The sequence below is a fragment of the Cohnella phaseoli genome (assembly GCF_003386235.1).
GTDB classification, from domain to species: Bacteria; Bacillota; Bacilli; order Paenibacillales; family Paenibacillaceae; genus Cohnella; species Cohnella phaseoli.
Genome location: NZ_QRDZ01000042.1, coordinates 74,357 through 87,450, shown reverse-complemented (window position 1 = coordinate 87,450; position 13,094 = coordinate 74,357). Strand labels below are relative to the sequence as shown.

9 protein-coding genes are annotated in these 13,094 nt (G+C 57.4%); 7 read left to right on the top strand and 2 right to left on the bottom strand.

Annotated features, from left to right (window positions below):
• The first annotated feature begins 296 nt into the window (after positions 1-296).
• Genes DFP98_RS34355 through DFP98_RS34345 form a run of 3 tightly spaced genes read left to right on the top strand, consistent with a single transcriptional unit; the run spans position 297 to position 4,234 of the window.
• Entirely contained in the window at positions 297-2,081 is a 1,785-nt protein-coding gene (locus DFP98_RS34355; protein ID WP_116065147.1) for an acyl-CoA dehydrogenase family protein, read from the top strand.
• Between the two features lie 30 nt (positions 2,082-2,111).
• A complete protein-coding gene (locus tag DFP98_RS34350; RefSeq protein ID WP_181918126.1) occupies positions 2,112-3,791 on the top strand; it encodes a long-chain-fatty-acid--CoA ligase in 1,680 nt (559 codons plus the stop codon).
• 20 nt (positions 3,792-3,811) lie between these two features.
• Positions 3,812-4,234 carry a PaaI family thioesterase gene (locus tag DFP98_RS34345; protein ID WP_116065145.1) on the top strand — a complete coding sequence of 141 codons (423 nt, stop codon included), beginning with the start codon at positions 3,812-3,814 and terminating at the stop codon, positions 4,232-4,234.
• Positions 4,235-4,373: 139 nt separating this feature from the next.
• Here DFP98_RS34345 and DFP98_RS34340 read toward each other — a convergent pair whose 3' ends face one another.
• Together DFP98_RS34340 and DFP98_RS34335 are read right to left on the bottom strand one after the other, a co-directional pair.
• Positions 4,374-6,179 (bottom strand): cache domain-containing sensor histidine kinase, encoded by a 1,806-nt coding sequence (locus tag DFP98_RS34340; protein ID WP_116065144.1) that lies wholly within the window; start codon positions 6,177-6,179, stop codon positions 4,374-4,376.
• Positions 6,176-7,795: a response regulator transcription factor gene (locus DFP98_RS34335; protein ID WP_116065143.1), complete on the bottom strand. Its 1,620-nt coding sequence runs from the start codon at positions 7,793-7,795 to the stop codon at positions 6,176-6,178. The genes DFP98_RS34340 and DFP98_RS34335 overlap by 4 nt, the downstream gene beginning before the upstream one ends.
• Before the next feature lie 280 nt (positions 7,796-8,075).
• Between DFP98_RS34335 and DFP98_RS34330 the strand changes: the two genes are divergently transcribed.
• The 4 genes from DFP98_RS34330 (at position 8,076) to DFP98_RS34315 (ending at position 13,081) form a co-directional block, all read left to right on the top strand.
• A complete protein-coding gene (locus DFP98_RS34330) occupies positions 8,076-9,065 on the top strand; it encodes an ABC transporter permease (RefSeq protein ID WP_246017024.1) in 990 nt (329 codons plus the stop codon).
• A gap of 28 nt (positions 9,066-9,093) precedes the next feature.
• Positions 9,094-9,969, top strand: a complete 876-nt coding sequence (locus tag DFP98_RS34325) for a carbohydrate ABC transporter permease (protein ID WP_116065142.1) — start codon at positions 9,094-9,096, stop codon at positions 9,967-9,969.
• 61 nt (positions 9,970-10,030) lie between these two features.
• The gene (locus DFP98_RS34320; protein WP_116065141.1) at positions 10,031-11,551 is read left to right on the top strand and encodes an extracellular solute-binding protein; all 1,521 of its coding nucleotides are present in this window, start codon (positions 10,031-10,033) and stop codon (positions 11,549-11,551) included.
• Positions 11,552-11,584: 33 nt separating this feature from the next.
• Positions 11,585-13,081, top strand: a complete 1,497-nt coding sequence (locus DFP98_RS34315; RefSeq protein ID WP_220377213.1) for an FAD-dependent oxidoreductase — start codon at positions 11,585-11,587, stop codon at positions 13,079-13,081.
• Positions 13,082-13,094: the final 13 nt, after the last annotated feature.

The following is a 13,094-nucleotide window of genomic DNA, read 5'->3' as shown; positions in this document are numbered from 1 at the left end:
CCTTTTTTGGAGAAATGATGGATAACGCGTCATTTCTACAATAAAGGAGCTTTAATGCGTTTGGCTACGAGAAAACAATCATAATATTCCTTATACAGGTAATTATGGAGATCGTTTTTTCATGTTAGGTTTGATGCATGACTAGTGCAAAAAAGTGCCTCGGAGCCACGGCCCGGCCCCCGCGGAGGTCAAAAAAGTGCCTCCGGGCTAAGGCCCCGCCTCAGCAGAGGCCCCCACCTAATCTCGCAGGCCGGGCGGATTCGCATTTTCTGAGCATCTCAAAGGAGAGGAAAACGATGGGAGAAACGGTAAGCGGCAAAGTCCTCGGAGGTAGCTTCATCATCGAGGACATCGGTGCGGACCGCATTGTGACGCCGGAGGATTTTACCGAGGAGCATCGGATGATCGCGCAGACGACCGAGGATTTCGTCGCGGCCGAGATCGCGCCCCATGACGAGGCGATCGAGAAGCTGAACTACGAGCTGACCGTGGCGAAGCTGCGACAAGCGGGCGAGACCGGCCTGCTCGGCGCGGATGTACCTGAAGCCTTTGGCGGGCTCGGGCTGGATAAGGTCAGCACGACTCTAATCGGCGAGCGGTTCGCCAAGGCCGGCTCCTTCGCGCTGTCCGCCGGAGCGCATGTCGGCATCGGCACGCTGCCGATCGTCTACTTCGGCACCGAGGAGCAGAAGCGCAAATATTTGCCGCAGCTGGCCTCGGGCGAGAAATTAGCCGCATACTGCTTAACGGAGCCGTCTTCAGGCTCGGACGCTCAAGGCGCGAAGACGACGGCGACCCCGACGGAGGCCGGCCAGTTTTACGTGCTGAACGGGACGAAGCAGTTTATTACGAACGCGGGCTTCGCGGATATTTTCATCGTGTATGCGAAGGTGAATGGAACCGACTTCAGTACGTTTATCGTCGAGAGGACGATGCCGGGCGTCAGCATTGGGCCGGAGGAGAAGAAAATGGGCATCAAGGGCTCGTCCACCTGTCCGCTTATTCTTGAAGATGTCAAAGTGCCGGCCGAAAATCTGTTGTGGGAAGCCGGCAAAGGCCACCTGATCGCCTTCAACATTTTGAACATCGGACGGTTTAAGCTGGCTGCGGGCGCGCTCGGCACCGTTAAGGAAGCGATCGGGCTGTCCGCCAAGTACGCCAACGAACGCGTGCAATTCGGCCGCCCAATCTCCTCGTTTCCGCTTATCGGCAAGAAGCTGGCGGAGATGAACATCCGCGCCTTTGCGTTGGAAAGCATGGTGTACCGCACCGCCGGTTTGTTCGACGAAGGGCTGGCCGAGGTCGATCACGGCGCGGACAACGTCGGCCTGCAGGCGGCCAAGGCGATTGCGGAATACCAGCTCGAATGCTCGATCAATAAGGTGTTCGGTTCGGAGGCGCTCGATTTCGTGGCCGACGAGGGCGTGCAAATCCACGGGGGCTACGGCTACATTCAGGAGTATCGCATCGAACGGATTTATCGGGATTCGCGCATCAACCGTATTTTCGAAGGGACGAACGAGATTAATCGATTGCTTATTCCCGGAGCCTTGATCAAACGCGCGTTAAAAGGCGAGCTGCCACTGATGCAGAAGGCGATGGCGCTGCAGGCCGAGCTGATGGAACCGATGCCGAGTCGGGAGTTTGCAGGAGTGCTGGAACAGGAGACGCATTTGCTCGCGATGGCGAAAAAGGTGTTCCTGATGGTCGGCGCGCAGGCGGTCCAGAAGTATCAGACGAAGCTGGATCGGGAGCAGGAGGTGCTCAGCCATCTGGCCGACATGCTGATCTCGATATTCGCGATGGAGAGTGCGCTGCTGCGCACACGCAAACTCCTCGACCGCAGCGGCGATGCCAAAGCAGGCACCGCTGTCGATATGACATCCGTCTTCGTCCATGAGGAGTTCGGCAAAATCGAGGAGCGGGCGCGGGAGACGCTGGCGGCGATGGAGTCGGGCGATATGTTGCGGACGCAGTTGTCCATTCTGAAGAAGCTGGGCCGGAGGACGGCGGTCGATACGATCGGCTTAAAGCGGCGGATTGCGGGCAAGGTCATCGAAGCGGAAAAGTACGTCGTGTGAACTCACCAAAGTGAGAGCGAGGTGCAGGTTGTGACCCAACAACCCTGGTTAAAGGAATATCCTGCCGAAGTCCCGCACTCGTACGATTATCCGAAGCATAATTTGGCTTGTTTTCTGGAAGAAGCCGCCGCAGAGTACCCGAATACGATCGCCCTGGAGTTTCTGGGAAAAAAGATAACTTACGACGAGCTGTTGTCGCAATCTCGCTGCTTCGCGAACGCCCTGCTCGATCTGGGCGTACGCAAGGGCGATCGCGTCGCCGTCATGCTGCCGAACTGTCCGCAGGCGGTCATCGCCTACTTCGGCATTCTGATGACGGGCGGAGTCGTCGTGATGACGAATCCTCTCTACGTGCCCCGCGAGCTGGAGCATCAGCTTGCAGACTCCGGCTCTCGCATCATCGTTACGCTTGATCTGCTGTTAAACCGCGTGCGGCAAGCGACGGCTAAGAGGCCGCTGGAACGGATCATCGTCACTTCGATCCGGGATTACTTGCCGTTCCCGAAAAACGTGCTGTACGGTCTGAAGCAGAAAAAGGACGGGACAGCGGTAAAAGTTGGCTACGACGAACAGGTGCTATCGTTTGGCGAACTGCTTGGGCGTCATCCCGCCGTTCCCGTCCTGGCCGAGGTCGACGCCGAGCGGGAGCTGGCGCTTGTGCAGTATACGGGAGGAACGACAGGGCTGGCCAAGGGAGTTATGCTCACACACTACAACCTCGTTGCCAATACGATTCAGACTCGGCTGTGGTGCTACCGGACAGACAACGGCAAGGAACGGATGCTGGCCGCACTGCCTTTTTTCCACGTGTTCGGCCTGACTGTACTGCTTAATCTGGGCGTCTATGCGGCGAATACGCTGGTGCTGCTGCCGCGCTTCGAGGTCGATCAGGTGTTGAAGACGATTCATAAGAAAAAGCCGACGCAATTTCCGGGTGCGCCGACAATGTACATTGCGATCATTAATCATCCCGAGGTGCGGAAGTACGATTTCTCTTCGATCAACTTCTGCATCAGCGGCGCCGCGCCGCTGCCCCTGTACGTGCAGGAGCGCTTCGAGGAACTGACCGGAGGCAAGCTGATCGAGGGCTACGGACTGACCGAGGCTTCCCCGGTAACGCATGCCAACAACATTTGGGAGCGGCGCAAAAACGGCTCGATCGGCATCCCTTTCCCCGATACCGAGGCTCGCTTCGTCGATCCGGACACGTTCGAGGACGTGCCGATCGGACAGATCGGCGAGCTGGCGATTCGCGGACCTCAAGTCATGCAGGGGTATTGGAACCGACCCGACGAGACCGCGAAGGTGCTTCGCGACGGCTGGCTGCTGACCGGCGATCTGGGCAAAATCGATGAAGAGGGCTATTGCTATATCGTCGACCGGCGCAAGGACGTCATTATCGCGGGGGGCTATAACGTCTACCCGAGAGAGGTGGAAGAGGTGCTCTACGAGCATCCGGACATCGAGGAGGCCAGCGTCGCGGGTGTGCCCGATCCTTATCGCGGAGAAACGGTGAAGGCATTTATCGTGCTGCGTTCAGGAGCGGCTCGGGATAAAGAGGCGTTGGAGCGATGGTGCAGGGAGAAGCTGGCGGCGTACAAGGTACCCAAACAGATCGAATTCCGCGATACGCTTCCCAAAACGATGTCGGGCAAGGTGCTGCGTCGCAAGCTGATCGAGGAGGAAGACGGCAGCTCGGGCGGACAGTAGCGTAAAGGAGGGGAGAGCGGATGGCATCAAGCGAGGAAAACGAGCTTCCTCCGCAGTTGGAGCAGTGGAAGGCAAAGGCGGAATCGACGTTCTGGGGCTGGGTGGGCTGCTCGTTCGAAAGGGTGGATGAACGGCGGACAGTCGTGTCGCTCGACATCGAGCCAAAGCATCTTAATCTGATCGGCATTCTGCACGGCGGAGTTCACGCGACGATGATCGATTCCGCAATGGGTCTGGCGGCGATGCTTGCGCGCCCGGAAGCTGCCGTGGTGACGACTCATCTGAACATGAACTACGTCGCTCCCGTCAGGGAGGGTCGAATTTTCGTCGAGGCGGAGATCGCGCACATGTCCCGTAAAACGGTCACGACCCAGGCGCGAGTGCGAACGGCGGACGGAGAGCTGCTGGCGTTCGGGAATGGAACGTTTCGCGTGCTCGAGTAACGGAGCCAAGGAGAGCCAACGAATCGGGCACCGGCCTCCAGACGCGGCGAGTCGGCAGCCCGACTCGATTGCCCGGAACGGGGGAGAAGATCGGAGCTCCGCAAAGCTCCTATCCTTTTCCCGATCCGGGCGCGAACCATCAGGCGTCCAGCCTGATTTTTAGCGTCACGGTCGTTCCCCTTCCAGGCTCCGAGGCGATCGTCACTCCCGCCCCGTTATCGTGGGAAAATAAACGGAGGCGCTCATGCACGTTGTAAATGCCGTAGCTTTCGCCTGCTTTGTCCGAACCGGGAGGCTCAAGAAGCTGCTCCAGTCGTTCCGGCGGCATGCCGACCCCGTCATCCCGGATATCGATCGTCAGCCAAGTTCCTTCCCTCCGGACGGAGATCGCGATCGTCCCCCGCTTCGGCCGTTTCCGATGGATGCCGTGCAGAACCGCGTTCTCGACGATCGGCTGCAGCGTCAGCTTCGGAAGACGGCAGGTTAGCAGCGCTTCCTCGACATTGCAGATCATCTCGATGCCGCCCTCGTCGCGGGTGTTGTGAATGTGCATATAGGAGCGAATCAATTGAAGCTCTTCGGCGAGCGTGACCACGTCGCGGCCTTTGCTCAGGCTCAGCCGGAAGTAGGTCGAGAGCGCCTCGATCAGGTCGCTGATCTCTCCGGCCCCTCGGCGTATGGCCATCCAATTCATGCTGTCCAGCGTATTGTACAGGAAATGCGGATCCACCTGCGCCTGAAGCGCCTTTAATTGGGCGTCCCGCTCGTGCAGCTTGGAGCGGTAAGATTCCGCGGTCAGATCGTGTACGGTCTGGACCATGCGCGAAATCGCGCCTTCGAGCTGGCGCAGATCCCCTTTAGGCTTCGGCAAGCTGCCGTCGAAATGGGCGGATCCAGCGACCTTGAGATTGCGGATCATATCTCTTATCCGCTTGTTCAGGCTTTCGGCAGCCGCCGCGAAAGCCAGCACCAGAAAGAAGATGAAGACGACGGAGCCGATCCCCAGCAGCAGCACCGCGGAGATCTTCGTCAACACGACGCTCTTGCCGGAAAGCTCCGAAGTCGGCAGCTTGGCGACGATCGTCCAATCCGTGTTCGGAATCCGGCGGAACAGGAAGGAAGAAGCCCCCTGGTCGTCCCGAAAGCGGCCCTCGGCCGAATGCGAAAGCCATTCCATCTGGGTCACGGTCAGATCGGAGGGCTGACCGAGCCGGCTGGTATCGGGATGGGAGACGAGCAGGCGATCGTCGTTCACGACGAACACCTCCTGAGAAGGAGACAGGGAAACCCGATTTAAGATATCCCCTATTAAGTCCGCTTTGACGTCGACCGACAGCACCCCCATGACCGTCTCGTAATGAAGCGGATCGTGAAGCATGCGCACAGCGGATAGGACGTCGGCATCGGACTCTCCCAGATAAGGCTGGCGATAGGTCCCGCGCCAATAATTGGCCCCGTTGCGATCGACCATGCTCCGATACCAGGAGGAGCCGCTATCCAGGAGAGGCAGCGGAAAAAAATGAATGCCCTCCCGCGAATAGGTCAGCTTCGGATCGACGAACAGGCGAATCCGATGAATGCCGCGGCTCCGTTCCAGGCTGGCAACCAGCTTTTCGAGCTCCTGGAACTGCTGGAACTGTTCGTATGCGGGTTTGGCGGAACTGCTCAGATACTCAACGATGACCTGGTTGGCGATCACGTTATCAGAGACGCTCGCGACATTGGCTAAGCCGTTTGAGATGTTGTACTCGGCTTGATTCAGCGTCTGCAGCATCGAATCGCTCATCTCCCGTTCGATGATACCGGATGTCTGTCGGTAGTAGAGAAAGAACAGGAGGCAACCGGGAATCAGGACGGCGGCGACGTAGATTGCGATCGCTTTTTTCGTAATGCTTGCCCCGGAGTACGCCCTCAGATACCCCTTCAGCCATCTCCAACCGTTCATAAGCCCCGCTCCCGGAATTCCCCGGGCGTATACCCGGTTTGCTTCTTGAACAGCTTGCCGAAATAGCCCGGATCCTTGTACCCGACCGCGTAGCAGACGTCGTACAGCTTATTGGCCGGATCGGTCAGCAGCGCCTTGGCCGCGGCGATTCGCGTCTCGATGACGTATTCGTTCAGCGTCATTCCCGTCTCTTGCTTGAACAGCAGGCAGACGTAAGTCGTCGTCAAATATACGGAAGCGGCGATTCGGGCGTTCGTCAGGTCTTCCGCGTAATGCTCTTCGATGAAACGACGGATTTGTTCGACGACGTTGTGCGTTTTTTTCTCGCGCTTGTCCGAGATCTCCGCATGAGTCAGGCTCAAATGACGAACGGCTTCCTCGCGAAGCTCGACGATTGTCTCCGCCGAAGCGATCGCTTGCCAGAACCGCAGCTCGCTCCCCTCGAGACGTTCGGCGGGCAGGTTCATTTCCTGCCGGAGCTCGACGCATGCGGCCAGAAGCTGCGCGCCGGCAATTCGGGTCCGCAAGATGGCGTCCGTTCCTTCGCCGCCTTCCAATGCTCTCTCCGCAGCCAACCGAACGGCTTCCTGATCCGGCCCCTTCAACAAGGCGGCGATCTCCTTCGGTTCGGACTTCTCGCTTTCCTCGGAAGCGGGGATGGCGGGAGGGCCGATCAGCCCGTCCATCGAAATAATCTGGTTTTTGCCAACATACCACTTATACTCCGATGCATGGGCGGCCTGGCCGTAAGCTTTCGGCAGCTCTTCCCATCGTTCCGCCGCCGGCCCTACCCCGATCGTCACCTCAAGCTTTAGCAGTCGGTTGATTTGTTCCTTGACCAGTTGAATCAAGGCGAAAAAACCGTCCTCGTCATTGTCGGAGGCAAACTGCACGATTCCGGCGAATTCTCCCGTCCGTACTTCGAAGGCGTGTCCCGAATAGCGCTCGTTCAATACCTCCTCGATCACGTTTAGCAGGGCGAACGCTTGCAATTGCCGCTCTTGCTCCGGCAGCGCTCCGAACACTTTGCCGTAATCGTCGATCCGGACGGCGAACACGCCCAGTCGAATCGGAGAGACGGGGAGGCGAATGCCGAGAAAATCAAATTTGCTCCTTAGTCCCTCCAAATCCCTGGCTCCGTCCAGGACAAGGGCGGCCAAATACCGTTCCCTCAGCAGCGGAATGCTCTGGTTCAGCTTGATTTGCAGGCCGTTCAATCGCTTCCGCGCCTCTTCTTCCTCGTTCAGCTTGTCGACGAGACGGTGCAGGAGTTCTGTCAGCTCGCCCAGACGCACCGGTTTTAATAGATAATCGACGGCTTCCAGTCGGATCGCCTTTTTTAAATAGTCCAAATCCCCGTATCCGCTTACGAATACGAGCTTGGCAGGATGGCCTTCTGCGGCAAGCCGTTCGGCCATTTCAATTCCGTCCATATGCGGCATCCTGACGTCCGTCAATACGATGCGGATGTCCCGATCCTCCCGGATCTCCCGCAAAGCCAGTTCCCCGTCCTCCGCTTCCCCGGCGACCTGGAGTCCGAAGGAGGGCCAATCGACGCAGTCCCTCAGACCGGCGCGCACAGAGCTTTCATCATCCACAATGTAGAGCTTATACATCAAACGTCCCCCCGAATCGATGTCGAAAACTATACAGTAACGCCGTAAAATCGTAATCCGCTCCCCTATAATCCGAATCGGGGCAACGGTTACAATTTGATCAAGGGGAAACTACGCAACCCCATTGTAAGGCGAATCCGAAAAAGGTGTAAACCCTTTTTCGCCCGATTGGAGCGGAAGGACGACGAATTCATCCCGCTTCTTTCCGGCCGCCGAAAAGGAAAGGCGCACGGCCGTACCGCGGACGGCGGCGCGCGATTTCGGGGAGGATGATACGACCATGAAAGAGTCCGAAGCCGTAATCGAACGGATGCCGCCCGAGCAGGCGGTGCGGCGCGGCAAGCGGAACGACAAACGATTTTGGCGCTATTTTCGCGCGAATTACGATCTTTATCTCATGTGCATTCCGGGATTGGCGTTTCTGATCGTTTACAAATTCACTCCGCTATTGGGTTTGTCCCTGGCCTTTAAGGATTTTAATTTATTCGCGGGCGACAACATTATCGACTCGATTGTCCAAAGCCCGTGGGTCGGCATGAAGCATTTTAACCGTATTTTCGAAGACGAAGCGTTCCTGAAGGTGATCGGCAATACGCTGATTATCAGTCTGTACAAGCTAGTGTTTCTGTTCCCGATCCCGATTCTCGTAGCGATCTCGCTGAACGAGCTGAGAATCCGGTGGATGAAGCGCTGGGTGCAGACGATCGTGTATTTGCCGCATTTCCTGTCGTGGGTCATCATTTTCGGCCTGTTCTATTCCTTGTTCGGCTCCTACGGCATGATCAACAAGCTGATCGAAGCCTTGGGCGGTCAAAGTATCAGCTTCTTCTCGGATTCCTCCTGGTTCCGTTCGCTGCTCGTGTTCACGGAAGGCTGGAAGGAGACCGGCTGGAACACCATTCTGTTCCTGGCCGCGATGACGGCGATCGATCCGCAGCAGCACGAAGCGGCAGTCGTGGACGGGGCGGGTCGGTTCAAACGAATCTGGCATATTACGATTCCCGGCATCGTTCCGGTCATTATGCTCGTCCTGGTGCTCAGGCTGGGACAAATTCTGAACGCCGGCTTCGAGCAGGTGCTCGTCATGTACAATCCCGCGGTTTACGACGTCGCGGACATCATTCAGACGTTCGTCTATCGGATCGGTCTCGGCAAAATGGATTTCAGCCTGTCGACGGCGCTCGGCTTATTCGAATCGGTTGTCGCGTTTATCCTAGTGTATTCCAGCAATCAGCTGAGCAAACGGTATTTGGGGAAAAGCATCTGGTAAGCCGGGGACAGAGGAAGGAGGTCCATCCATGAACAACATTCGCAACCGGTCGGACCGATGGTTCGACGTCGTCAACAACGCGCTGATCGTCGTTATCGGTTTGATCTGCCTGCTGCCCTTCCTGCATGTGATGGCGAAGTCGCTCAGCAATCAGGCGTCCGTCATGGGCAACAAGGTGACGTTTTACCCGATCGGCATGCATCTCGAGGCGTTTCGCTTCGTGTTCGCGCATACCCGATTTTTCGAAGCGCTGCAGGTGACCTTGCTCGTGACGGTCATCGGCACGGCGCTCAGTCTGACCCTTACGATATTGGCCGCTTATCCGCTCTCCAAACCCGATTTCAAGGGACGCAAGCCCATTCTGCTGCTGTACGTGTTCAGCATGCTTTTCTACGGCGGCATCATTCCGGGCTACATCCTGATGAAGGGTCTGGGATTGCTGGATACGGTCTGGGCGATGATCGTGCCGCTGCTCGTCGTTCCGTTTAACCTGTTCGTCTGCAAAACGTTTTTTGAAGGCATACCGGAAAGCGTCGAAGAATCCGCCAAAATCGACGGGGCGACGAATTTTCGCATTTTGCGCTCGATTGTGCTGCCGATTTCGCTGCCGGTCGTCGCGACTCTGGGCATTTTCTACGCGGTCGGCTATTGGAACAATTACTTTCACCCGCTGATCTATATCAGCTCGATCGACCTGAAGCCGCTTCAGCTGTTCCTGTTCGAAACGATCGCCAACACGGAGGAGCTGCTGCAGGAGCAGCCCGACTCGGTCAGGCTGAGCATGGCGCCCGAAGGGTTTCGCGCGGCAACCGTCATCTCCTCGATCGTGCCGATCTTGCTCGTGTATCCGTTTCTGCAGCGTTACTTCGTGACCGGGATGACGCTCGGATCGGTCAAAGGCTAGATTTTGAGGCAAAGCCTTAAAATAAAACAATAGGGTCATAACAAAGGGAGGCCATTCATCGATGTTGTTCAAGCGCAGCAAGTGGATAAAAGCCGGCATAGCCGGTATTGCGGCAATCACCGTGCTAGCGGGATGTTCCGGAGGCAAGGAACCGGAAGCGAGCCAGGGAGGAACGAGCCCGTCGGCATCGGCCCCGGCTTCGTCGGAAGCCGGAGGCGCCAAGCCGGAACTGAAGGTGCTCGCGTTTAACGTAGGTTTCGATCCGAACAACGATCCCGTCGCCAAAGATATCGAAACGACAACGGGGTATAAGGTCAATTACACGCTTCTGCCGAAGGACAACCCGGAGGAGAAGCTGAATATCGAGATTGCATCCGGCTCCAATTACGATATCCTCACGCTCAACCCAAATCAGTTCTATACGCTGGTCGCCCAAGGAGCGCTTCAGCCGATCGGAGACCTGGTGGATCAATATGGCGCGAACCTGAAGGAAGGGATCTCGGAATCTTCCTGGGAGCTCGGTAGATATAACGGCGAGCTGTACGGCATCCCGCAAAAAAACGAACGGGCCAACATCGAGCAGACGATGATCGTGCGGCAGGACGTGCTGGACGAGCTCGGGCTGAAAACGCCGGAAACGCTGGACGAATTTTACGAGACGCTGAAAACGATCAAAGCGAAGAAGCCGGATATGATTCCGCTTACCGGGAACGGAATGGGCGTTCCTATGGTCTGGAGCGCTTACGGCCTCTATACCGCATGGTCCGAAGTGGACGGACAGTTAGTACCGAGAATCAAGCAACCGGCGATGAAAGATTACTTTGCATTCATGAAGAAGCTGTTCGACGAAGGCCTGGTCGACAAAGATTGGCCGGTCAATAAATCGGCACAGGCGCAAGAGAAGTTCATCAGCGGCCAGGCGGCCATGATCTCGGGCGACTGGAACCTGGCTTCGAACATGAACGACGCCTTCAAAACAAACGTACCGCAAGGCAAAATGGGTTACATCTCTCCTTTGCTGGGGTCCGACGGGTCGTCCGGTGTGGAAATGGCGGATAAGCTAATCTACGTGCACGCGATTCCGAAATCCTCGAAAAAGGCCGAGGATGCAATCAAGTTTATGGATTTGAAAATGCAGAAGGACAACTTCACATTCCTGACGTTGGGCGAGCAGGGGGTAACGTTTAACGAAGAGAACGGAGTGTACAGCCCGATTATGCCGATTTTCACCGAGAAGCGGGGGAGTGCCTACTTCTTCCTGAACGGCATTCGCGAAGTCGAATATGCCGATATGTGGCTGGCGCGTCTCCGCCGAACGCCAACTCTGTTCGAAGCCTTTAACGCCATTAACAAAGATTTCGACAAATACGCGAAGGTCAATCCGATCGCGTTCATGCCGCCGATCGAAGCGGTCGGCAAAAACTCGCCGAGCCTGACCCAAATGGAGAACGACTTCTTCCTGCAGGTTCTGCTCAGCGGACAGAAGATCGAAGACTTCGACAAGTTTCTGGCGAAATGGGATTCGTCCGGAGGCAGCGACGTGATCAAGGCGATCAACGACTGGTACAGCACGAAAAAATAGAAACTGCGTTTTCCCGGAAGGAGCGGAGAGAAAGTGAACTATATTGAAGAATCGACTCGGCGTATCCCCGTCATGGCGGAGCCGGACGTGCTCGTCGTAGGGGGAGGACCCGCAGGAATCGGCGCTGCGGTCGCAGCTGCACGCAACGGCGCCAAAGTGCTGCTATTGGAACGATACGGATTCGTCGGCGGCAATCTGACGGTTGCGATGGTCAATCCGATGTTTACGTTCCACGACGTGAACGGAAATCAGGTCATCCGCGGCGTAGCCGGAGAGGTCGTCGACCGGCTGGTGAAGAAGACGGTATCTCCGGGCCACGTCACGGACTTGACGTTCGACAATGCTTCGATGTCCCCGTTCGACCCGGAAGGCATGAAGCTCGTGCTGTTCGAAATGCTGAAGGAAGCGGGCGTCGAGCTCATGCTTCATACGACGTTCTCCGATGCGTATGCGGAAGAGGGACGGATCGTCGGCGTGATCGTCGAAAGCAAATCCGGACGACAGGCGATCCGGGCGAAAACAGTGATCGACTGCTCGGCCGACGCAGACGTCGCCGCGAGAATCGGCGCTCCGTTCGTCAAGGGGCGGGAATCCGACGGCGCGATGCAGCCGGTGACGCTCTTTTACCGGGTGGCCGGCGTCGACATGGGACGATTAAAGGCGTGGATGAAGGCGAACCGGCATCTGCTCAAGGATTCTCCGACCGACGAAGAGATCGATTCGCAAAGCGCGCTCGCTTTTCTCGGAATGAAGGAAATCATCCAAGCGGCGGTCGAGCGGGGAGAGTACCCTAAGGATGCCGCGCCGCGGATTCTCATGTACGAGCTGCCCCGTGAAGGGCAATTCGCGGTGAACTGCACCCGTCTCCAAGGCATCGACGGAACGAACGTCCTGGACCTGACGAGAGCCGAGATCGAAACGCGTCATCAGGCCTGGGCGGTAACCGAGTTCATGAAGCGGCATATCGGAGGCTTCGAGGACGCTTACGTTCTGGATACGGGCGTGCAGGTCGGCATCCGGGAAACGCGGCATATCGTCGGCGATTACACGATGACCGAGGAGGATGTGCTGAACAGCCGGGCGTTCGAAGACGGCATTGCCTGCGGCACGTTCGCCATCGACATTCACCCGCCGGAAGGAGAGCAGCAGGTATTCACCGGCTCCGGCAAGGCCGTCTACGAAATTCCGTACCGGAGCTTGCTACCTCAAGGAGTGGATAATTTGCTCGTGGCCGGGCGCTGCATCTCGGCGACGCACAATGCGTTCGGTTCGGTGCGCGTCATGGCGACGGCGATGGGGATCGGGCAGGGAGCCGGAACGGCGGCGGCGCTGGCCGTGCGGCAGGGATTAAAGACGCGGAAAGTGCCGGTTGCCGAAGTCCGGCGGCTACTGATTGAGCAAGGGCAGTACCTGCTGGACGCGGAAGGCGTGAAGGAGCGGCGGGATGCCGGCTTGCGCCTGACGAAAATCGACGGATCCGGCAATACGGCGAGCCATCATAATCCGTTCGCCCGAAAAAGCGGCAGCTAGAGGAGGATGATCG